At 64.9% G+C, this 21,314-nt stretch carries 22 protein-coding genes, 1 tRNA gene and 1 pseudogene; 13 read left to right on the forward strand and 11 right to left on the reverse strand.

All coding sequences use genetic code 11. The features are described 5' to 3' along the window. Nucleotides 1–30: 30 nt before the first annotated feature. Nucleotides 31–261 (reverse strand): hypothetical protein, encoded by a 231-nt coding sequence (locus OG976_RS03500; protein ID WP_328357945.1) that lies wholly within the window; start codon nucleotides 259–261, stop codon nucleotides 31–33. A gap of 306 nt (nucleotides 262–567) precedes the next feature. Here OG976_RS03500 and OG976_RS03505 point away from each other — a divergent pair, with 306 nt between their 5' ends. From OG976_RS03505 to OG976_RS03520, 4 genes are all read left to right on the forward strand, one after another. Next, nucleotides 568–954 (forward strand): nuclear transport factor 2 family protein, encoded by a 387-nt coding sequence (locus OG976_RS03505; RefSeq protein ID WP_328357948.1) that lies wholly within the window; start codon nucleotides 568–570, stop codon nucleotides 952–954. Between the two features lie 106 nt (nucleotides 955–1,060). Then, nucleotides 1,061–2,710: a DUF4185 domain-containing protein gene (locus tag OG976_RS03510; protein WP_328357949.1), complete on the forward strand. Its 1,650-nt coding sequence runs from the start codon at nucleotides 1,061–1,063 to the stop codon at nucleotides 2,708–2,710. A gap of 4 nt (nucleotides 2,711–2,714) precedes the next feature. After that, entirely contained in the window at nucleotides 2,715–3,392 is a 678-nt protein-coding gene (locus tag OG976_RS03515) for a DUF427 domain-containing protein (protein ID WP_328357952.1), read from the forward strand. 9 nt (nucleotides 3,393–3,401) lie between these two features. Further along, on the forward strand, nucleotides 3,402–4,373 hold the full coding sequence (locus tag OG976_RS03520; protein ID WP_328357955.1) for an aldo/keto reductase: 972 nt from the start codon (nucleotides 3,402–3,404) through the stop codon (nucleotides 4,371–4,373). Here the strand turns inward: OG976_RS03520 and OG976_RS03525 are convergent. After that, nucleotides 4,359–5,225 carry a lysophospholipid acyltransferase family protein gene (locus tag OG976_RS03525; protein ID WP_328363130.1) on the reverse strand — a complete coding sequence of 289 codons (867 nt, stop codon included), beginning with the start codon at nucleotides 5,223–5,225 and terminating at the stop codon, nucleotides 4,359–4,361. The genes OG976_RS03520 and OG976_RS03525 overlap by 15 nt on opposite strands. A 330-nt stretch (nucleotides 5,226–5,555) precedes the next feature. Between OG976_RS03525 and OG976_RS03530 the strand changes: the two genes are divergently transcribed. From OG976_RS03530 to OG976_RS03550, 5 genes and pseudogenes are all read left to right on the forward strand, one after another. Further along, nucleotides 5,556–6,263, forward strand: coding sequence for a TetR/AcrR family transcriptional regulator (locus OG976_RS03530; protein WP_328357958.1), 708 nt, complete (start codon nucleotides 5,556–5,558; stop codon nucleotides 6,261–6,263). Next, on the forward strand, nucleotides 6,256–6,942 hold the full coding sequence (locus OG976_RS03535; RefSeq protein ID WP_328357960.1) for a TVP38/TMEM64 family protein: 687 nt from the start codon (nucleotides 6,256–6,258) through the stop codon (nucleotides 6,940–6,942). The genes OG976_RS03530 and OG976_RS03535 overlap by 8 nt, the downstream gene beginning before the upstream one ends. A gap of 409 nt (nucleotides 6,943–7,351) precedes the next feature. Beyond that, nucleotides 7,352–7,744, forward strand: a complete 393-nt coding sequence (locus tag OG976_RS03540) for a CDGP domain-containing protein (RefSeq protein ID WP_328357963.1) — start codon at nucleotides 7,352–7,354, stop codon at nucleotides 7,742–7,744. A 48-nt stretch (nucleotides 7,745–7,792) separates the two neighbouring features. Continuing rightward, nucleotides 7,793–8,036 (forward strand): annotated as a pseudogene (locus OG976_RS03545) (TVP38/TMEM64 family protein); the annotation flags it as partial. A 7-nt stretch (nucleotides 8,037–8,043) separates the two neighbouring features. Next, the gene (locus OG976_RS03550) at nucleotides 8,044–8,430 is read left to right on the forward strand and encodes a DUF2237 family protein (protein ID WP_328357966.1); all 387 of its coding nucleotides are present in this window, start codon (nucleotides 8,044–8,046) and stop codon (nucleotides 8,428–8,430) included. 5 nt (nucleotides 8,431–8,435) lie between these two features. Here the strand turns inward: OG976_RS03550 and OG976_RS03555 are convergent, their stop codons facing one another. The 3 genes from OG976_RS03555 to OG976_RS03565 form a co-directional block, all read right to left on the reverse strand. Continuing rightward, entirely contained in the window at nucleotides 8,436–10,076 is a 1,641-nt protein-coding gene (locus OG976_RS03555) for a hypothetical protein (RefSeq protein ID WP_328357969.1), read from the reverse strand. A 76-nt stretch (nucleotides 10,077–10,152) separates the two neighbouring features. Next, entirely contained in the window at nucleotides 10,153–11,535 is a 1,383-nt protein-coding gene (locus OG976_RS03560; RefSeq protein ID WP_328357972.1) for a PE-PPE domain-containing protein, read from the reverse strand. Between the two features lie 124 nt (nucleotides 11,536–11,659). Then, entirely contained in the window at nucleotides 11,660–12,685 is a 1,026-nt protein-coding gene (locus OG976_RS03565; protein ID WP_328357975.1) for a zinc-dependent alcohol dehydrogenase, read from the reverse strand. Nucleotides 12,686–12,845: 160 nt separating this feature from the next. On the opposite strand from OG976_RS03565, the gene OG976_RS03570 reads away from it, so the two are divergent. Beyond that, complete coding sequence (locus tag OG976_RS03570) at nucleotides 12,846–14,429, forward strand: PE family protein (RefSeq protein ID WP_328357978.1); 1,584 nt, start codon at nucleotides 12,846–12,848, stop codon at nucleotides 14,427–14,429. Nucleotides 14,430–14,537: 108 nt separating this feature from the next. Next, entirely contained in the window at nucleotides 14,538–15,209 is a 672-nt protein-coding gene (locus OG976_RS03575) for a hypothetical protein (RefSeq protein WP_328357981.1), read from the forward strand. Here the strand turns inward: OG976_RS03575 and OG976_RS03580 are convergent. Both OG976_RS03580 and OG976_RS03585 read right to left on the reverse strand, forming a co-directional pair. Then, on the reverse strand, nucleotides 15,206–15,790 hold the full coding sequence (locus OG976_RS03580) for a TetR/AcrR family transcriptional regulator (protein ID WP_328357984.1): 585 nt from the start codon (nucleotides 15,788–15,790) through the stop codon (nucleotides 15,206–15,208). The genes OG976_RS03575 and OG976_RS03580 overlap by 4 nt on opposite strands. Next, complete coding sequence (locus tag OG976_RS03585; RefSeq protein WP_328357987.1) at nucleotides 15,783–16,226, reverse strand: DUF962 domain-containing protein; 444 nt, start codon at nucleotides 16,224–16,226, stop codon at nucleotides 15,783–15,785. Before OG976_RS03585 ends, OG976_RS03580 begins: the two co-directional genes overlap by 8 nt. Nucleotides 16,227–16,302: 76 nt before the next feature. Here OG976_RS03585 and OG976_RS03590 point away from each other — a divergent pair, with 76 nt between their 5' ends. Together OG976_RS03590 and OG976_RS03595 are read left to right on the forward strand one after the other, a co-directional pair. After that, entirely contained in the window at nucleotides 16,303–17,097 is a 795-nt protein-coding gene (locus OG976_RS03590) for an alpha/beta fold hydrolase (RefSeq protein ID WP_328357990.1), read from the forward strand. 59 nt (nucleotides 17,098–17,156) lie between these two features. Continuing rightward, a complete protein-coding gene (locus OG976_RS03595; RefSeq protein WP_328363132.1) occupies nucleotides 17,157–18,089 on the forward strand; it encodes an esterase family protein in 933 nt (310 codons plus the stop codon). A gap of 45 nt (nucleotides 18,090–18,134) precedes the next feature. Here the strand turns inward: OG976_RS03595 and OG976_RS03600 are convergent, their stop codons facing one another. From OG976_RS03600 to OG976_RS03615, 4 genes are all read right to left on the reverse strand, one after another. Further along, the gene (locus OG976_RS03600; protein ID WP_328357993.1) at nucleotides 18,135–18,347 is read right to left on the reverse strand and encodes a helix-turn-helix domain-containing protein; all 213 of its coding nucleotides are present in this window, start codon (nucleotides 18,345–18,347) and stop codon (nucleotides 18,135–18,137) included. Between the two features lie 113 nt (nucleotides 18,348–18,460). Then, a tRNA-Ile gene (locus tag OG976_RS03605) sits at nucleotides 18,461–18,534 on the reverse strand. A 20-nt stretch (nucleotides 18,535–18,554) separates the two neighbouring features. Then, entirely contained in the window at nucleotides 18,555–18,728 is a 174-nt protein-coding gene (locus OG976_RS03610) for a hypothetical protein (protein ID WP_328357996.1), read from the reverse strand. 733 nt (nucleotides 18,729–19,461) lie between these two features. Further along, nucleotides 19,462–20,649 (reverse strand): TIR domain-containing protein, encoded by a 1,188-nt coding sequence (locus tag OG976_RS03615; RefSeq protein WP_328357999.1) that lies wholly within the window; start codon nucleotides 20,647–20,649, stop codon nucleotides 19,462–19,464. Nucleotides 20,650–21,314 lie beyond the last annotated feature (665 nt).

Here is a 21,314-nt window from a genome sequence, read left to right on the forward strand (position 1 = left end):
TTACCCGAAGTGCAGCCGACGTGCGCGACCTCAGCCGATCCCGTTCAGACCGTGGTGGTGATTTCCGGCGCCCTCGGTCGGTGCGGGCGGGGCCACCACCGGCGGGGTGAACTTGTTGCCTCCGTTGGGGTCCAACGACTTCTCCGTCGGTGACACCGGTGTGCTCGACGAAGGCGTGCCACTGGGCGACGTGGTACTCGGCGGAGCCTCCTTATCGCCGTTGCCACAACCGGCGACGAGCGAACTGAAGGCGATGAACATGGATGCTCCGACAATGATTGCCAGACTGGTATAGGAACGACCTGCGTTCATGGGATTTCCCCTCGTTAGGCTGCGGTGAAATAGTTCACCGCGCACGTTGTCGCCGACGGGATATGACTTCGCCGGGCTCAACGATACTGTCACGTTACAGCTGATCTGGCAACATCAATCGCTGGTCAATATATTTGCTGGAACGGCCGAGTCAGGCTCGGCGAGGTTTCAATTTCGCGTCGACCTGGAACACCCGGCCATCGAGCCGTGCGGCTGTGGGACGCTGGAAGTCCGTTACGTGAAAGGACCACCGACGTGACCGCTCCCGTCATCGAACGCTGGCTCAGGTTCATCGAGAACGGCCAGACCGATGAGCTCGACGACCTGCTCGCCGAGGACGCGGTGTTCTACTCGCCGGCCGTTTTCACCCCACAGCACGGCCGGGAGAAGACGGCGGCGTATCTGCGGGCGGCCGAGAAGCTGTTCTCGCACAGCAATTTCCGCTATGTCGAGAAATGGATCGAGAGTCGTTCGGCCGTACTGGAATTCGCCGCCGAGGTGGACGGCCTCACCCTCGAGGGAGTCGACATCATTCGATGGAACGACGACGGCAAGATCGTGTCGTTCACGGTGATGATCCGGCCGCTGAAGGCGTTGCAGGCCATCGTTCCCAGGATGGGCGAACTACTGCTCACCTCCTGACGGGGAAACATCGAGCGGGCCGCGGGCGATGGATGATGTGACAGAAGTGAATCGAGGGGTGAAGTTGATGGGTCCTTCCAGGACAGCTGCCACATATGTGGGCCGGATGGGTGCGCTCGCGGTGGCCTTGGGCATCGGCACGGCGATAGCGAACGGCAGCGCCGCGGCGTGGGCCGAGGACAGCCCGGGCGCCGGTGGGGCCGGTTCGACGGCGAGTTCGTCGGGCACTAGTTCGTCCGGCACTGGCGCGAGTGCACCGGGATCAAGCAAGCCGGCATCCACCGGCGGCTCGGCGCGCGTCAAGCGCACGCCAGGTTCGGACTCCGCGGGTTCGTCGTCGTCGACGTCGGGCAAGGTCAGCGCCGTGCGCGGCATCGTGACCAGCTCCGGCGGCGCACTGACCAGCGGCACCACGACAGCCACCGCCGAGGCTGAGCCGGGCGCCCCCACTCCGGCACCGGCGCCGGCCCTGTGGGCGCTGGCAGCGTCAGCGCGACGGGAATTCGAACCCACGGCGGCGTCCCCGGTCACGACGTCGAGCGCCCAGGCAGCCCAGGCCACCACGCTGGCCGCGGCGGCGGTGACCACGACCGGCACGCTCAACACCAGGAACGTCGGCTTTGTCACCGGCCCCAACATCACCAACGGCTTCGGCATCAACGGAACCGACCTCGGCATCATGTGGGAGAACGGACTGACCGGCAAGATCCAGTTGGCGTTCGGCGATACCTTCAGCGGGCCCAACATGACCGGCGACTGGCGCTCCAACGTGCTGCTGCTGAGCACCGACACGAACCTGACCAACGGCCTGAGTCTGCTGCCGACCGGTTACGCCTACCAGTTCATCCCGAGCGCGCCGGGCGCGCTGTTCCCGATCCTCAACTCCGAGGTGACGATCATCCCGACGTCGGCGATCTCGGTGAACCAACAGCAGTACGTCAACTACATGTCGGTGAAGTCCTGGGACACCCCCGGCCGCTGGACCACCAATTACTCGGCGATCTCGATGTATGACGCAGCGACCGACAAGTGGGTGCTGGTGGGTTCGACGATCCGCTCGGCCGGCTGGTTCCGGTCCTCGACCCCGTATGTGGCGGGCAGCCAGAACTTCCAGCAGGCCGCCTATGTCCTGCAGCCCGCCGACCAGGTAGCCGAAGGTGAGCCGCAGTACGTCTACGCGTTCGGTACCCCGTCGGGCCGGGCCGGTTCGGCCTACCTGTCACGGGTGGCCGAAGGCAACATCACCGATCTGAGTAAGTACGAGTACTGGGACGGCAGCACCTGGGTGCAGGGCAAGCCCGCCGTCGCCGCACCCATCCTCGGCGACTCCACCAGTTCCCCAGGGCTTTTCGGGGGGATCATCGACCTGGCGAACAATCCGAATTTCTTCGGCGGCTGGTTCGCCGGATTCACCGGCGCCAAGACCGGTGGCAATGTCAGCGAGATGTCGGTGCAGTACAACGACTATCTGGGCAAGTACGTGGCGCTCTACGGCAACGGCCAGAACAACGTGGTGCTGCGCACGGCCGACCGGCCGGAGGGGCCGTGGTCGGATCCGATCACCATCGCCACCTCAGCCCAGTACCCGGGCCTCTACGCGCCGATGATCCACCCCTGGTCGGGCACGGGCAAGCTGGTCGACAACAACAACAATCCCGACATCACCAACCTGTACTGGAACATGTCGCTGTGGGGCCCCTACAACGTGACCCTGATGCAGACCGACCTGACGCCGCTGCACACCACGGTGGTCTGATCCGGTGAGCTTGGTCGCGGGACGGGGCCCCCTGGGCCCGGACCCGGCGGGCCGGTTCTCGGTTCCACTCCCCCAGGACGTGGCCTACGTCGAGCCGCATCCCCGGCGTATCGAGGCAATTCGCAACGGCCGCACAGTCATCGACACCGAGCACGCCCTCATGGTGCACCGGGCGGGCCGCCCGCTGAGCTACGTCTTCCCGCAGGACGAGATCGGCGACCTGCCCGGCGAGCCCGAGCCCCTGGCGCCCGGTTATGTCCTGGTGCCGTGGAATTCGGTGGACACCTGGCTGGAAGAAGGGCGGCGACTGGTCCACTACCCGCCCAACCCGTACCACCGGGTCGACTGCCGCCCGACCTCGCGGCGGCTACGTGTCGAGGTGGCGGGCACCACGCTGGTCGACACCGACGACACCGTGATCCTCTTCGAGACGGCTCTGCAGCCGCGGCTGTACGTCGCCCCGCAGCACGTCCGGATGGACCTGCTGACCAGAAGCGACACCAGCAGCTACTGCAACTACAAGGGTGTGGCGACCTACTGGTCGGCGAGGATCGGCGAGGTCGTCGTCGACGACGTCGCGTGGAGTTACGACGATCCGCTACCGGAAAGCATGCCCATCAAGGGACTTCTGAGTTTTGATGCGGCACAGGCCGAGATGCAGGCAGAACTGCCGGACCCGTAGGTTGGTGCCATGAAGTATCTCGAAGTCGACGGTGTGGGACGGGTCAGCCGCATCGGTCTGGGAACATGGCAGTTCGGCTCCAGCGAGTGGGGCTATGGCGACGAGTACGCCCAGGGCGCGGCACGCGACATCGTGCAGCGTGCGCTGGCGTTGGGAGTCACCTTCTTCGACACCGCCGAGATCTACGGCTTCGGCCGCAGTGAGCGGATCCTCGGCGAGGCGCTCGGTGATGAGCGGGCCAATGTCGCTGTCGCCAGCAAGGTGTTTCCGGTGGCGCCGTTTCCGGCGGTGGTCCGCCAGCGCGAGAAGGCCAGCGCCCAGCGGCTCGGACTCGACCGGATCCCGCTCTACCAGATCCACCAGCCCAACCCGGTGGTCCCCGATTCGGTGATCATGCCCGGTATGCGCGATCTCCTCGACAGCGGTGCGATCGGCGCGGCGGGCGTCTCCAACTATTCACTGGAGCGCTGGCGCAAAGCCGATGCGGCACTGGGCCGGCCGGTGATCAGTAATCAGGTGCACTTCTCGCTGGCGCACGCCGGGCCGCTCGACGATCTCGTCCCCTTCGCCGAGCGGGAGAACCGGATCGTGATCGCGTGGAGCCCGCTGGAACAGGGGCTGCTCGGCGGCAAGTACGGCATCGACAACCGCCCCGGTGGTATCCGCGCCGCCAACCGCTTGTTCGGAACCGAGAACCTGCGTCGGGCCGAGCCGCTGCTGCAGACACTGCGTGACGTCGCCGCGGACGTCGGCGCCAAGCCGGCGCAGGTGGCGCTGGCCTGGCTGATCGCCCTGCCCGGCGTGGTGGCAATTCCGGGTGCCTCCAGCGTCGAACAACTCGAATTCAACTGTGCTGCAGCCGACATCGAGTTGTCTGCCGAGGCCTTGGACGTACTGACGGCAGCGGCACGGGCATTCCGCCCCGCATCGGCGGCCCGGTTCTTGACCGACACCGTCCGGGAACGCCTAGGGCGCGGCTGATTCGGGCTGGACGGCCCGGCTCCAGCCGAGTGGATTGAGGTTACGGAACGGGTCTGTCTCGCGCAGGGTCTGCAGATCGGCCAGGACACCTTCCAGCGCGGACTGGGTCCGTTCCTTGACGGTGGCTTCCCACGTCTCCGCTTTGGTGCGGGCGGGTTTCGTGGTGTCGATCGGCAGGGCGAAACGCAGGTACATCCGCTTGGGATCGGGAAGCAGGGTGGGTCCCAGGCCGCGCGTCGGCGGGATGGCCATATCCGGCCGGCCTCCGATGCGCCGCCCGATGAACTGGCTCACCCGCCCCACCGCGCTGTCTCGTTCGACCAGACCGTGATAGACGTCGTCGCCGCCGACGAGTCCGACGGGCACGATCGGGTAGTCGTGGGCGATCGCCAGCCGCGCGAATCCGCTTCTGCCCTGCCAACTCAACCGATACTCCTCACCCTTGAACTTGGGCATCTCGCGCCCACCGCCGGGAAACACCAGGATCGTTTCGTCGTTCGCCATCAGCGCAGTGGCGTTGGCCGGTGTACCGACCACCGCGCCGGCAGCCGCCAGTACGTCTGCGGCGACACCGCGCACGTCGCCGAATGACTTCTCGGCAAGGCCGCGGACGCGAACACCGAGTTCGCGGTGCACGAAGTACGGGATCATCACGATCTCGGCCATCCCGAATGTCGTGTGATTGCCGACGAGCAGGAACCGGCCGTCCCGCGGCAGGTTGTTCAGCCCGTCGACATAGGGTTTGCCGAAGTCGACGACCGGATTCACCCGGTCGGCGACGGCGAAGATGGCTTTGGTGATGGCCTGTACACGCTCGGGCTGGTTGACCAGGCGCTCGAGTTCGGCCGGCATGCGGGAATCGTTGTCCGGCAATGGGTTCGACACAATCATCTCCTAGGGTAATGCCGCGGGTGATGCCGCCAGAAGCGCGGCGCAGGCGGTGGTCATTGCGACGATGGCGGTGGCGGCCGCCGAGAGGACGGCCAGCGTGCGCATCGTGACCGATGGGGCTGGAATCCGTATACGCCTCAACACCTTTACCACTCAAATCCCTTTCGGCTGCGACCGATGCCAACCCCAAACTGACCAAACGACCATTTTGGTCAGTATGCCATACTGGCTGCCGTGCCGACAGAAGCCGATTCGCGTGCGTTCAACTCGCGCGCCGATATAGTCACGACGGTGAGCACTTCCCTCGATGACCTGCCCGAACAGCACTCGGCGAAGGCGGCCAGGCTGCTGGCGGCGGCAAGTGATCTGCTCGTGGCACGCGGCGTCAAAGGATTCACCGTCGCCGACGTCGCACAGCGGGCTCACGTGGGCAAGGGAACGGTCTACCTGTACTGGCCCACCAAAGAGGACCTGTTGGTCGGGCTCATCGGCCGCAACTTCATGAGCATCATGGACGGCCTGATCCAGCAGATCACCGACGAACCCGACCTCGTCCGCCCCTCGCGCTTCTGCCCCACGATGCTGCAGACGGTGACCACCAATCCGCTCATCTCTGCGATGCAGGACCACAACGAAGACCTGCTCGGAGTCCTCGCCAACCACCCGCGCTCGGTCTCCCTGCACAGCACGCTGGGACCCAGCGCCATGCTGCACGGCATCCTGCCGATCTGGCGCCGCCATGGCCTGGCCCGTGAAGACTGGGATGTCGCCGACCAGGCCATCGCACTTCATCTTCTGATTACCGGTGCCGTGCTGTCACAGCTGCGGCCCGTACCGGACTGGGTCGACGCCGATCCCCTGCGGGTGCTGGGCCCCGCCGTCACCGCCCTGCTGGGGCCGGAACGGGCAAACCGCAAGCAGGTGCAGGCCACCGCGACGGAGATCATCGAGTTTCTGCGCCAGGGAAGCGCCGCCGCCCTGCAGATCCTCAATGACTGAGGACACTGAACCCCCGGCCGTCAGGCGCTGGCCGCACATTCTGCGACTCGCGCTGTTCGTCGCGGTGCTGCTCACGGTCTTCTATCTCGTCGCCGTCTCCCGTGTCATCGACGTCGAACAGGTCCGGGACGCCGTCGCCGCCACCGGGCCGGCAGCGCCGCTGGCCTACCTACTGGTGTCGGCAGTGCTGGCGTCGATCTTCGTTCCCGGTCCGCTGTTGGCCGCCGGTAGCGGGTTTCTGTTCGGCCCGCTGATCGGCACGTTCGTGACGCTGGGTTCGACGGTGACGACGGCGACCATCACCGCTTTCCTCGGACGGCGCGCCGGCCGGGACAGCGCTCGGGCGCTCATCGGAGCCGACTGGGCGCAGCGCATCGACGACCAGATCAAGCGCCGCGGACTGTGGGCTGTCGTCGGCCAGCGCTTCATCCCCGGCATCTCTGACGCCCTGGCGTCCTACGCGTTCGGCGCTTTCGGGATGCCGCTGTGGCAGATGGCAATTGGCGCTCTGATCGGATCAGCCCCACGGGCCTTCGTGTACACCGCACTGGGCGCCTCGGTCTCGGACCTGAACTCACCGTTGGCCTACGCGGCCATCGCGGTGTGGTGCGTCACCGCGATCATCGGGGCATTCGCCGCACACCGGGGCTACCGCAGTTGGCGTGCCCGGGGCCGATAAATGGTGGGGTGGCTGGCCTGCACCCATGAATGCACCCTGGGCCTGGTGACGCCGTCGACCGGTGGGCGACCCCGCACCGTCGACGCGACAACGGGGATCCCACCCCCGGTAGTCGACGCCGACACGATGATCTGCTTATCGCCGACTTGGCGCTGCCCCGCGCGAGCCGAGTCGAAGGACTTTCCTCTCGCTCACGGACGGCATCGGCGAGTCACGATCTTGGGGGCAGTGGAGCGGTGCGAGGCCTCGCCTTCAAGCGCAACCGCACCGCGCATGACGTTGCCACCACCGAACCCATCTGTCACACCAGCAACATAAATAACTTTGACAACATCACCAAATTGACTCTGGCGTAACCGTTGCCAACATGAGGCAATACAGTTATATTGCCTGCTGAGGTGGTTTAATCATGAAGACGAAAATAGCTATTACCCTAGGTCTCTCGGCCATCTTCGGAACACTGTGCTCCCCACTGGCAAACGCAGATGCGCAGCTGGGCTGCGAGAGTGTTCCGTGGGGATTCCTGGCAACCCAAACACGCAGCATCTGCGACGGGCCGCTCCAGCCGGACGGCAGCTGGATCCGATTCCGCATGGTTTGGGTACCTGCACATGCAGTGCCGGTTCGGACAAGTTGCGGTACATACAGCTGCACCACAAGTGGCGGCTATTGGCAGGACGAGCAAGTATTCGAGAAGGTGAAGTACCCGGTTACGCCCGATACCGTCGTGCCGGGCGAACCCGGATGGATGCCGCCGACGTACACCGACGCCGGTGGCTTTACCCCCATCAACTTCGGCTAGATAGCCCAGCCACTGAGGGTCGGGCCGGGCAGGACCCGAACCCCGCGACGATATGACGCCCTGACACCCTACGCATTCGGCGCTTTCGGGATGCCGCTGTGGCAGATGGCGATTGGCGCTCTGATCGGGTCAGCCCCACGGGCCTTCGTGTATACCGCACTGGGCGCCTCGGTCTCGGACCTGAACTCACCGTTGGCCTACACCGGCCATCGCGGTGTGGTGCGTCACCGCGATCATCGGGGCATTCGCCGCACACCGGGGCTACCGCAGTTGGCGTGCCCGGGGCCGATAATGGTGAGGTGCCCGATCGCAATGTGCTTGGTGATGAACTGCAACCCTGCGGCAGCGACCCGCTGACCGGCTTCTACCGCGACGGATGTTGTTCGACCGGGCCCGAGGACATCGGATCGCACACCATCTGCGCGGTGGTCACCGCGGAGTTTCTGGAGCACCAGCGCTCCATCGGCAACGACCTGTCGACGCCGATGCCCCAGTTCCGGTTCCCCGGGCTGGCGCCCGGCGACCGCTGGTGCGTCACCGCCCGCAATTGGCTGCGGGCCCACCAGGACGGCTGCGCGGCGCCTGTCGTCCTGGCCTGCACCCACGAACGCACCCTGGATCTGGTCCCGCTGGAAACGCTGCAGCGCTACGCCGTCGACGTGCCCGACGATCTCGGCGGGCTCTGAGGGGCTCAGGTCGTCTGCGGTGCCAGACCCAACTGGCCGCCGCCTGCCGAATTCCCGAGGTCGTAGACGACGTCGTAGTGGTAGAAGAACTGGATGCCGGAGTTGAGGTAGTACTTCGCCTTGTCGGAGTCGATGTCGGCGGCGGCCTTGTCGTTCTGAAACTTGATCACCTGCGTTGTCTGGTCCTCCTGCTGGCGATCGGTCGTCGTCGTCACAGTGAAGAACGTCTCGTGCTGACCGGCAGTGGTGGTTCCCTTCAGGGAGAACGTCAGGTTGCCGGCCAGAACACCCTTCTTGGCGTCGTCGTGCGACGGCACCAGAATCTGGTCGTAATCGGCTGCCTCGGAACTCTTGTCGGTGTTGTGCACGGTGGTCGCGGCGCCGGTGTCGAGGACCACCTTCACCTTGGAATCGGTGACGACCGGCGTGCTGCCGTCGCTGATGTTGATCTTCGCCTTGATGAGCTGCTGCTTGTAGAAGCGGACATCGCTGTTGGGCACGGTGTTGCCCTTGGCGGACTCGTCGGGATCCATGACGAAGAACGATGTCGACGGGTTCTGGAGGTCGGCTGCCGTCAGGCCGATCTGAACCCACGCCTGCTGGCTCTGGTCGTCGACGTGGACGATGAATCCTGGTGATATCCCGTTGCCGAAAGTGAACTGGGACAACAGGCTGGTGATCCCGTCGGCCTCGTAGTTGGTACCCACTCCGAAGTCGCCGTAGAAGGCCTTCTCGACGGGCGGCGGATCGATACCGCCCGAGATCGTCGTGCCGCTGGGTGTCCAGAGATTGGTGTCGCCGTTGGTGATCAGGTTGGCCTGGCCGACCTGGACGGAGCCGGTGGAGGTCAGCGGCAGCGAATTGCCTTGTGCGAATAGCGATACCGTGGTGTTCGCCGCGACGCCGCTATAGGTGATGCCGCTGTCGTCGCCACGCGAGACCAGGGTGGTCGACCCCTTGACTCCGTTGCCCCACCAGTCGGAGGTATGCGGGTCGTTGGATGCATACGCTGCGAAGAAACCCGAAGCGCCGGTGTCGAATTCGAACAGTTTGGGCTTCGCGCCGTTACCGAGGGTTGCATAGATGCCGAGCTTCTTCGTGTCGGCTGTGCCGTCACCGTCGCTATCGATGGCGGTGAAGTACAGCGGCACCGTGATCGGTGTGGTGATCACACCGACGCTGGCCGGAAACAGCGTCCGTCGAACGAGATACAGCGTGCTCTCGGCGATGTAGGTGATGGGACCCTGCGGCAGCACGGAGAGCAGGTTCGCCACCGAATAGAGCAGGCCGTTCACCGCGTCGGGCAAGGTTTGGGACGACGTGGTCAGCGGGGCCGATAGTGGCGAGGCCTGTTGCCGCTTGGCTGAGCCGACCACGGTGGCCACCGGGCGCGCCGCCACCCGTGCCGCGGAGATGGCGGCGATGGGACGTGAGCGCGTGGCCGCGGCGGGGCGGGCCGATGTCGGTTTGTCTGCCGCGGACCGCGGCTTGTGGTGACCTGCCGAGGACGCACTGTGCGCGCCGGTGCTGTCGTCAGCGTGGGCGGTGCCGGGCGCCGCGGCCAGCGCAATGCCCATTCCGGTTGCCGCCACACCGAACTGAAGCCACCTGACCACCGTCAGCGATCTGTGCGCCGAACCACGCATCGCGACTCCCGTGGGCTATGGACCAGTACTGGCGAAGGAATACCACGCGGCCGCACTCAGCGCCGGGGAATCGGCGTTATCCGGTGGGCGGCCGTACCGCACGCGGTCGCCCGCTCACGCCACTGGAGGACGGGCGGGCTGCGACCGCATGACCCGGTTTGCGGGCGGCGCGCGTAGTGCGAGCCGTGGCGCGGCGGGCCGATCGCGGTGCCGCCGTGGTGGTTACACCGGCCACCGTGGTGGCGGCTAGGGCCGGCGTCGGCGACGGGGTGTACGGCGCCGGCGGGCCATAGGAGTCGATAGCCCCGGTATCCACCGGGGGTCCGCCCACCCCGTACGGGCCCGGCGGAGTGGTGTGGAAGGGCCGGTTCGCCGGGTCGCCGGAGATCAGCGCGATTCCGTTGTCCCATCCGGTCGGGATGGCCTCGAGGAAGTCCACCGTCGTCTTCAGAAGATCCGGGACGTAGAGCCATTTAGCGGGCGTGGGCTGGCCCGGGTTGATGGTGCGGTCGTAGCCCGCCTCGATGAGAACGCGTAGCGGTGGGTCCAGTATTGCTGCCAGCGGCGGGCCGATGAGCGGAATCTGTTCCAGCGGCATCAACAACGGAACGGTCTTGGCCGGCGCCAGGTAGTACGTCGTGTCCTGGTACTGACCCTGCAGCCGGATGTCAGTGGCTGCGAAATACGCCGGCTCGGGGTGTAGGTAGAGGAATCCGAGCAGCACATTGAGATCGGCCAGCAGGTTCAACGGGTTGGTCGGGAAGTCGGCGACCGGCTCATACTGATTGGCCACGTCGACCGTCGTAATGGGATGCGGCTCAGGTGAATTTGTCGTCATCGCACCGTTGAAGGACACGTCGATGATCGGAATGTAGGCACCGACGAAACGTTCCAGGATGCCGCCGTTGGGGCGGTTCGGGTTGGCGTTGACGACGAAACTCACGGTCGTACCCGGCGGCGGGTGCGCGATGAGGTCGTATTTCTCCAGAGCCGCGATGGCGGCGCTTTGCGAATACCCGTAGACCACGTAGGACGTGTCGGTGAGCGTTGCGGTCGCGGTGGACGTGAACGGGGGCTTGGTGACGGTGCATGACGCCTTGCGAAGGCACGCATCGAGATTCGACAGTCCGATCGCCACCGACTCGTCATACGGCATGTCCCACAGTCCCGTATCGAAGCGGAACTGCTCCGGACCGTAGACCGCCACCCGTGAGCAACCCGGGTCTCCCCCGACGCACAAGCCGGAGGGCGCTACATAGACGGCGTCGGCGTCCTCGACGTACTCGGTGATGTACTCGGTGGTGTCTTCGGGGATGCTCAGCGGATGCCCGGTGCCACCCATGAACAAGGCAGTCGCCGTGAGTCCGACGCCCATCGACGTCACGGGTGAGAGCGCCAACAGCGGGGCTGTGCCCAGTGCCAGAGCGGCAACTGCCCACGATAGAGCCGCACTACGCACGGCGGGACCCCCGTCCCTTGCCTCGTCGTTGAATCCGATACAACGGTTAGCCGCCGCCAGTGTTGCAGAATTCGGGCGCCGCGATGCGGCATTTAGGTCACTTCAATCGCGGACCGTCGGCCGCTCAACTCCTGGTGACCACCATCTTCAGTGCGGGTTCCAGCCAGCGATCCGCCGCGTCATCCCAACCGACCGTGGTGGTCGGCACGGCCAGCGGGTCGATTCGCCCGGCGCCGACCAGATCGAGCAACTCGGGGAGATAGCGTCGGGAATCCGCCCGAGAGGTGTGGAAAGTGATTCCGCGCGTGTACATTTCGAGCAACGGCAGCGGAGTTTCCGGGGCGAAGTGGATCGTCACCACCGTGATACGTCCATAAGCTTCCGTGGAGCGGATCGCGCAGTTCAGTCCGTCGAGTTGTAGCGACGCGGCGACGACGATCGGGGCTCGCTCGAGACGCCGCGGGAACTGCCCGCCCACGTCGATCACGTCGGCCCCCAGGTCCGAAGCCGCCGCCAGTCGCTGGGAGTCACTGTCGGCGTAGCGGATCCGCCCGGCGCCCAATGCCCGCGCGCACTGGATCGCGTACAAGCTGATCGAGGTGGCGTCGCCGCCGACGATGAGCACGTCGGATCCGGGCCGTTCACGTAGTCCGTCGACGACGGCGCGGTAGCCGTCGATGACGTTGTCGGGGATGGTGGCCAAGGCGACGTCGCTGATCGACGGCGGGGCCTCCACCAGCAGGTGGTCGGCGTAGGGCACGAGCAGCAGGTCGGCCAGGCCACCGCCGTGACCGCCGCCGGACTCACCGAACCCGAACGCCGCCCCGGCGCGGGCCTGGCTGGGTAGGCAGGCGGCGTAGTGCCGTTCGCCGCACGGCGGGCACGTGCCGCACGACACCTGAAACGGCACGGCGACCCGCTGCCCGGGACGGAATCCAGTCACCCCGGCACCGACGTCGACGACTTCGGCGGCGATCTCATGACCTACTGCGTACGGCCCCGGAAAGAGTCCGAAGCCGGCCATCGCGACATCGAGGTCGCAGCGGGAGACCGCCAGCGGCCGCACCACGGCCTGGCCGGGGCCGGCGACCGGATCCGTGGCGTCCTGCCATGCCAGCACGCCGGGCTCCACGAACACGAGTTGCCTCATAAGGGATGAGTATGCAACTCAGGCCGGACCAGCCACGAGGCCGCGAGGCGAACCTTCCATCAAGACGACAAGATCCCATCAGTAGGCGAATCTCCACTAGTGACCCCGCCAGTCTGCTTGGCTACACAACGGGGTGGGGCTTTCAACGGGGGGGAATTTGATGATGACTGATGACGTGTGCGCCGGCCGTCGGCTAGGCGGTCTCTTTCGGGTCGCACCGGTGGTGACCTTGGGGGCGTTAGCCAGCGCCGGGATGATGTTGATGATCCCGCCGGGGGCGGAGTCGCTCTACCCCGCCGCACCCGTCGCGCAGGTGCAGCTACGGACCGCCAATGTCGAGCTGACCAGTTCCTCGGGTGGTCTCCTGGGGTCCGTCGTCGGCTTTCTGATCGGTAACGGGACACAGACGCATCCGAACGCGGGTGTGCTGATCGGCAGCGGCTACAACTACACCGCGGCGGATGACGTCTACTGCACGTCGCATGTCTGCAATGGCGGCAACGCCGGCCTGCTCTTCGGCAACGGTGGCAGCGGTTGGAGCCCCTTCGCGGGCTCGGGTCTGGCCGCCGGCAACGGCGGAAACGCCGCCTTGCTCCTCGGCAACGCCGGCAATGGCGGCGACGGTGCCGACGCCGCGTACACATTTGCCCAGCCCTTCGTGCGGACTGGGGCCGCCACGGCTGGTGGACGGGGTGGCCGCGCCGGGTTGTTCGGCAACGGTGGCATCGGCGGCAACGGCGGTGAAGATCGTGGTGGCAGGGACCAGACCGATCACTCGGTGGGCGCCAACGGTGGCGCGGGCGGAAGCGGTGGCCTGCTCTGGGGTGACGGCGGCGCAGGCGGCGCAGGTGGTTATGCCGAGAACCGCGTCGCGACTCCCACCCCCACCAACAACAAGGCCACTGGCGGTTCCGGTGGCGAAGGCGGAAGCACCGGCCTGTTCGGCACCGGCGGCGCCGGTGGAGCCGGTGCCAAAGCCCTAGCGGACTCTGGCGTCGCCACTGGCGGCGATGGCGCTGACGGTGGACGCGGCGGCCTCCTGTTGGGCAACGGCGGCGCCGGTGGCAACGGCGGCGGCTATACCCCCAGCACAAATCCGGACGACTGGTACAAGTTCGGGGTTCTCTCCGGCGTCCTGTACGCAGCCGGTGGGAACGGCGGCACCGGCGGCGACGCGACCATCGGCTCCGGCGGTCTGGCCGGCGGCGGCGGCTCGGCGGCGTCAAACGAAGGCACCGCCGGCGGCGGCAACGGCGGCAACGGCGGTAGTGCCCGGTTCGCCGGCCAGGGCCAGTCCGGCGGTACCGGCGGAGGCGCTGTCAGCTTGCTCGGTCTCACTCAGGGCGGGGCAGGCGGCAACGGCGGTGCCAGCTTCCTCAGTCTCATCCGCGCGGCTTCCGGCGGCGCAGGCGGTGACGCCATGACTGCTAACGCTGGTGGCGGGGCCGCCCATGGCGGTAAGGGCGGCACCGGCGGTAAAGGCGGGCTGTTCGCCGTCGGCGGCACCGGCGGGGCCGGCGGTTCGCTCTCGAACCTTCCCATCTGGCATAACGCGGCGAATGGTGAGGCTGGCAACGGCGGCACCGGCGGCAGAGGCGGCCTCTTCGCCAACGGTGGCCGCGGCGGCGGCGGCGGCAACGCCAAGTCGCCGGGCTCCGGGGTGACACCCGGCACGGGCGGCTTCGGCGGACCCGGCGGCTTCGGCGGCCAGCCGGGTCAAACCGGCGCCAACGGCACCACGTAGTCCAGCACAACACAGCGGCGACGCGGACGGCAGTCGGTGTCGCCGTTGTGTAGCTGACCCAGCACACGGGCGCAGTGGAAGTCGACCGAAGAGCCACGAAGTGGATCAATGCGCCGCACCATGGACGGTGGCAGGCGGGCCGCCGAGGAGGGACCAATGGGCGCAGCGCCACGACTCCCCGGCGTTTCCTCGCGTTTCGTCGGTGCCGATGGGCCCCGCCATCCGTGGACGACCGGAGACGTCACGGTCGATCTGCCCGTGATCGTCGACTGGGTGCAGACCGATCCCGTCACCGGCGACGAAGCGATACGGGTCAACGCGCGAGTCGATCTCGTTGACGGTGAGCCGCAGATCGTGCAGATATCCCTGGTTGCTCCTGCCGGACTCGATCTCGCGATGCTGCAGCGCGAGTTTCGGTGGGCCTCGCCCTTGAATGCCGTCACGGGAATACTGCCCCGGCTCATCGCAGCGGGAACCGACCCGTTCGCCGTCGACCTTCCGGTGACCGGATTCCCGGCTGTCGCCGCCCAGCCGCTGCGACATCGAAGGATTCTCACCGACGAGTTCCTGACCACGATCGCCCGCGAGTACCTGGCGCGCGGCCGCGGCTACGCCGCGAGCCTGGCCCAGGAGTACTTCGTGACGTCTCGCACGGTGGTCAGTTGGGTCGAAAAGGCACGTGGCCGAGGCATTCTCACTGCGCCGCCCACCCGTGGGGCCACCGGCGGACACCTGGTCGGCAACCCCACGTCAAGGGATGTCGAGGATCAACCGGATTAGGTCGACGTGTTCATCGAGCCTTGCCCTGGTCGCTGTGCGAAGGCGCGCAGCGCCTCGCGTGCGTCAAGGTCGGGTCTACCCAGATCGAGTTCGAGTAAGGCACATTCGGCGTTGGCGGCAACCCACAACCGCGCCGCAACACTGGGAGACGGCCACCCCAGGGCCACGAAGTCAACGGCCAGCAGAGCCACGATCGCGTCGTTACGTCGGGTTATCTCGGCCTGAATCGGAAGCAGGCCGCGGGCTTCCAGGATGAGTGCGCGCACTCCCCGACTCCGAATGCACGCATCGAGGTAGGTGTTCGACATCACCGAGAGTCGTTCACCACCCGATGCCATGCCCGCTACCGCCTGCTGAACCTCGTCAAGAATGCCGTCGTGGAACCGGCGATGCAGTGCCACAAGGTAGGACGTACGGTCGCCAAAGTGGTGGAAGAAGGTTCCTTTGGCCACTCCCGCCGCCGCTGTGACGGCATTGACGCTCAGAGCCTCCAGACCCGTGGTCTCAGCCAGTGCGAGTCCGGTATCCAACAACGTATCTCGCGTCTTCTCCTTCGCGGCGGCGCGAACGCTTTCAGTCATCGTGAGAGGCAGATCCGTTCATACATGGCATGTAGTTGACCGACCGGTCAGCCCTGCTGAGCATAACTCTCACACGTGCTGAGAACGTCGCCGGCGGGACCGACACCCGGCGCAGCGCCTTGCGCGCGCCCCGGCGCGCAAGTATGTCGCCGTACGTCTCGCACACGTCGATCACGCCGGTGAGCTGATAGGTGATCCAACCCTTGTGCGTCGACGGCAGATTCTTCTCGAAGACAACATGACCCGCGATCTGCAGTGCCCAGCCGCCGAGAAACATCGCCGCCCCGATACGGGGCCTAGCCGCCAGTAGCGGTATCCCCCAGACGATCACCGGTAAGCCAACCAGGTGAGTCAGCTTGACCCCGCGGCTGGTGTGCTGGGTGCGGTAGTACGCCATCTTCTCGGCGAACGGGGCGCCTACAGCAGGTGCAGTCATCGCGATTCCTCTCGTCAGCGGATCGGTGATTCGGTGTTTATTGACCGACCGGACGGTCAATGAGTACCATCCGGTCATGCCTTTTGTCGAGACGCGCGCCGGAACGCTGTGCTATCAAGACCACGGCGACGGACCGCTGATCGTGCTCTTGCACGCAACTCTTCACGACCACCACGACTTCGATGCGCTCGTTGAACGTCTCGAGCCCGACTACAGGCTGGTGACACTCGATTGGCCGGGCTGCGGGCTCTCGGCGCCAGCGACCGAGCCTGCGAAGCTCAGCGCGACGTTGTTCGCCGATGCCCTCGAGGATCTCGTCGACCACCTCGCGGTGCCCTCGCTCTGCATCGTGGGTAACTCGGTAGGCGGCTTCGCCGCGGCGCGGTTGGCCCTCACCCGGCCGCAGCAGGTGGCGGGTCTGGTGTTGGTCGATACGGGCGGGTTCATTCCCATGACCACTCCGACCCGGCTGTTCTGCAAGGCCATGGGAACACCCTGGATCACCCGACTCGCGTTGCCCACCTTCGCCCGGCTCTACATGAAGCCGACGAGTTCCCTGGACCACGAGATCCTGGAACGGGTCGTCAGCCGCGCCCGAACCAGTGCCGGCGTGCAGCAGGCGGCCGCACTCTGGCGCAGCTTCGCACGCGATGACAGCGATTTACGAAGCCGCGCAGCCCAACTCGTCACGCCCACCCTGATCGTGTGGGGACTGCGCGACAGAGCCATTCCGGTGTCTGCCGGACGCGCCACCCACGCGGTCATACCGAATTCTCGGTTCGAGGTGCTCGACACCGGTCACGTGCCATTCGCCTCGGCCCCCGAAGAGTTCCTGGCGCTCGCCGAGCCATTTCTGCGCTCGGTGACCTGAGCAGAGTGGAGTTCGACGTGACCAGACGCTCAGCAGCCCGACTTACCCTGGCCATCGCGATGCTCGTGTTGATAGCGATCGGCCTGGGTGATGTTCCACGCGCACAGGCTTTTTCGAGGCCAGGTCTGCCGGTGGAATACCTGGACGTGCCGTCACCCTCGATGGGGCGTGACATTCGCATCCAGTTCCAGTACGGCGGCCCGCACGCCCTCTACCTGTTGGACGGGCAGCGCGCCCAGGACGATTTCAACGGCTGGGACATCAACACCACTGCGTTCGAGTGGTACGACAACTCCGGTATCTCTGTCGTCATGCCGGTCGGTGGACAGTCGAGTTTCTACACCGATTGGTATCGACCGGCGACGGGCAAGGACGGCATCCATACCTACCGGTGGGAGACCTTTCTCACCGAAGAACTACCGGCCTGGCTGTCGACCAACAAGAACGTGTCTGCGACGGGAAATGCCGCGGTCGGTCTGTCGATGGCCGGCTCGGCATCGCTGAATCTCGCTATCTGGCACCCGGGTGAATTCATCTATGCCGCCGCGCTGTCGGGAGCGCTGAACCCATCAGAAGGGTGGTGGCCCACATTGATCGGAATCGCGATGGGAGACGCCGGAGGTTTCAGCCCCCAAGACATGTGGGGCCCAGCCAGTGATGCGGCGTGGCAACGCAACGACCCCACGGTCAACATCGCCAGATTGGTCGCCAACAACACCCGGGTGTGGATCTACGCCGGCAACGGGATCCCGTCGGACCTGGACACCGGGGCCACAGCCGGCAATCTGGCGGCTGCCCGATTCCTCGAGGGGTTCCTCGGTCGCACCAGCAAGACCTTCCGGGAGAAGTACCTCGCGGCGGGCGGCACGAATGGAGTGTTCAACTTCCCGAGCGACGGCACCCACAGCTGGAACTACTGGGGACAGCAACTCCAGATGATGAAACCCGACCTGCAACGAGTCTTGGGGACGACGGAGACGCCGCGTGGATGAGCGGGCACGCCGGCCGAGGTCATACACAACGCTTGGTAGGGCTGTTCAGAGTCGGTTGATCGTTGACGTTTTAGTGTCGGTTGATCCTTGACACTCGGTGTTGTGTTTTAGGCCCTCAGCCTCATAGCGGGCCAACCACGCGTGCAGCGTCTGCCGCGACACCCCTACCTTCGAGGCGACCTGCGAAATCGACAACCCATCACTGATTAAGGCCAACACGGCCTGATACCGCTGCTCAGCCACGCTCAACTCCCTCATCTAGGGAGTGTCAAGGATCAACCGAAGCAGGTGTAAAGCATCAGCCGAAACACTGTCGCCCATCACCCGACACCGAAACGTCAACCATCAGGCGAGGTCATACAGCGTTTGAGTGGGGCGGGCGGGGCTCGAACCCGCGACCAGAGCATTATGAGTGCCCGGCTCTAACCGACTGAGCTACCGCCCCCGAGGTCGACCAGCGGTATTTTAGCTGGATACGGCCTCCTCACCGGTACGGTACCGGGCAGATGCCGGCGCGCTCTCTATCGCCTTGCTCAGGGCCACGGCGAAGGCGGCGAGATCGTCATCGAACAAATCGGCGTAGGTATCCAGTGTCATGGCTTCTGAGGCGTGGCCAAGGATTCTCTGGAGCACCTTCACGTTCGCCCCGGCCGACACTGCGAGCGAGGGCAAGCGCGGGGTCGTCTCGCGAAAGAATGTTCAACGCGCAGCTCCAATCTGGTGCCTGCCATCCGTCTGTTCCCGCAGGCGGAGGCCTATCTTTGTCAGCAACGGACGCTAAACCGTCACCGCCCGCAGCACAAGCGTGTACCTGCAGCGTGTCGCGGTGAGATTTGGCCCAACCCGCTGTCGTCAGCAAACAAAACAGGGCATCCCAAGCGGAATGCCGCCGGCATCTGCCAGCAAAGTCTTCGGGTCTACAGAGCCATTACTTGGCCCTCGCCTATGGCGCGTAACTCTGGTCCTAACGGGAGGTCGACTCGGAGTCCATTACATGTTGCTGAACGACGACATTCGGGGGCCGAACGGCAATGTCGGGCCTCTTTGCCGGGTGACGAACCCGACGTTCGTAACGACCACTGCCGAGCGGCTCGCCAACGTGACGCGCCAACTGCCGGAGGCGGCCAGCCCCGTAGCGGGGTCGCGTGTCGTGTGGGGTTCTAGCTCTCGCGGAAGCTCGGGTTACAAGCGGAGAGAACGCCAGCCAGATTGCGCCAGCCAGCTGGACGTACTCCAACCTGCCCCGACGGTTGTGACGAAGCGCTCTCTACGAGGTGCGGCCACGCTACATCCCGGAGAGGACAGAGTCAGCGCGAACGACGTTCCACGCCAGACACAACTAGCGAGATTATCCAAATGACAAATGGCGTCGTCAATCCGATTCGGGTGCAGGAGAATTGGGCTTCTCGTTGCCGAGTGGGTTTGCCCAAACGCCAGACTCCTCGAACCCTTTGACCCATTCGTCGTAAAGGCCATGAACGTCTTCCATGCGCTCAACCGCCCGCTTCATTTTGGTCGCAGGTCTTCTCATGTCGCGGCTGAAGGAGGCAAGCTCTTGCATGGAATCGCTTGTAGCGGTAGCACTCTGTACTGCGTCCAGGCCCGCATCCCGCATGGCCCTGATCGAGTTCGCGAGGAATCTGTAGCCCGATTGCTCGTCTGGATCCATGTCTGAATATGACTTGAGATGTATAAGAACGTCGATCCCCGCATTCAGATCAATCGCCTGCTCAGAGTACTTCGTCGAGAGGTCCAAGAACTGCTGGGCTGGACGGTCAAGATTCGCGGCGACCTTCTTTATGACAGCCATCGGGGTCGACATCTTCTGCGACCGAGCTGCCTCTTCGATCTCAGGCTGGCTCGCTGTGGCGATCTCCCCAATCTCGTTGAGACAGGCGGCCATCTCTCCTATCGTGGCATTAAAGAGGGGCATGACCTCCTCGGCGGCTGCGATTCGATCCAACGTGCCTAGGCCGCCCTCATCGCTGTCGGCGTCGTCGCCGCCATCTGGAAAGCGAGCTCCGCCTAAAGCAGCGGGGACTGTGTCGGGCTTATCGGCTACGTCTCGCGAAATCCGCTCGATTTCCACTGCAAGTTTGTGCACTGCGGTCCGATGGTCACTCGAGCGTGAGTCAAGTAATCGCAGTTGGTGCCATGGAACGTATTGCGTGTTCGCTACCAACCGCACCACAGGATCGTCGGCTTCCTTTGACAGGAACGGCACATCTGCATAGAGAATCGGCAGGAAGAGTTCTTTCAATCCGCTGGCTTCTGTTGCCTTCGTGGTGAAGTCGATTACCTCCTGTCGGCATGCCTTGCTCTTGAAGAACCGCGGGGTGATGATCGGGATGAAGAACGTGGTCCCGGCGATGCTCGCAGATATGCGCTTCTCCCACTGCTCGCCCCAAGTTATGTCGGTGTCGACAAACAATGTGAGATCTTCGCCGGTCAGAATCGAATACGCATTCATGATGAGCTGCCGCAGCTCCAAGATGGCCCCGTCGACCGCATCATTATCAGCGTGAACGTAGCTCCAGAAGCCGACAGGACCTTCCACCATGGTCTACATGGTGCCAGCAATTCGCCGCATCCGTGGCAGTAGTTGAGGCCTCTTTGCGCGAGGCGTTCAATGCCGCGTGGCTACGCCAATCATGCACTGGGGTAAGCAGCGAATCATGGCACCCGGCCTCCGCCAGCCACAGGCGAACCCGCCGGCCGGTGGTCACGTTGTCGAGCAAATGAGAAGTCCCTTCGTGGTAAGCCGCGATTTACGTCGCTTCGATGAGCTTGACCGGATCCTTCGGCGTGAAGCTTGGCTCGGGCGAGATTCCGGGAATCATCTGCAAGGTGTGGCGCATTGACCGCCACCAGAAGGCGAGGGGTCACGCTCGTTCTCCTCTGTCGCCGATGTAGAGAAATGTCTCGCCGACCTAGGGGAGGTTCCGCGGTACTGCCTTGGACTAACAGACAACGCCGAAATCACGGTTGCCTATGAGGATGGGCCGTTCACAACGGTTACTGATCGCACCACTGGTGGAGAATTTATTCGGAGAACGTTGGACCTTGAAGCCATTACAACCCTATGCATCCACACAGACGTGCCATCTAGTGTGGGAATTTGGTATCAACAAACAGACTAGCCAATTTCGGCAAGGGTCAGGACTTGGCGCGGCATCCCTCGGCCGAGCCAGCCAGGCTCGAGTCTGGAATGACCAACGCAATAGA

Origin of the sequence: Mycobacterium sp. NBC_00419, from assembly GCF_036023875.1 — a bacterium.
GTDB lineage: Bacteria > Actinomycetota > Actinomycetes > Mycobacteriales > Mycobacteriaceae > Mycobacterium.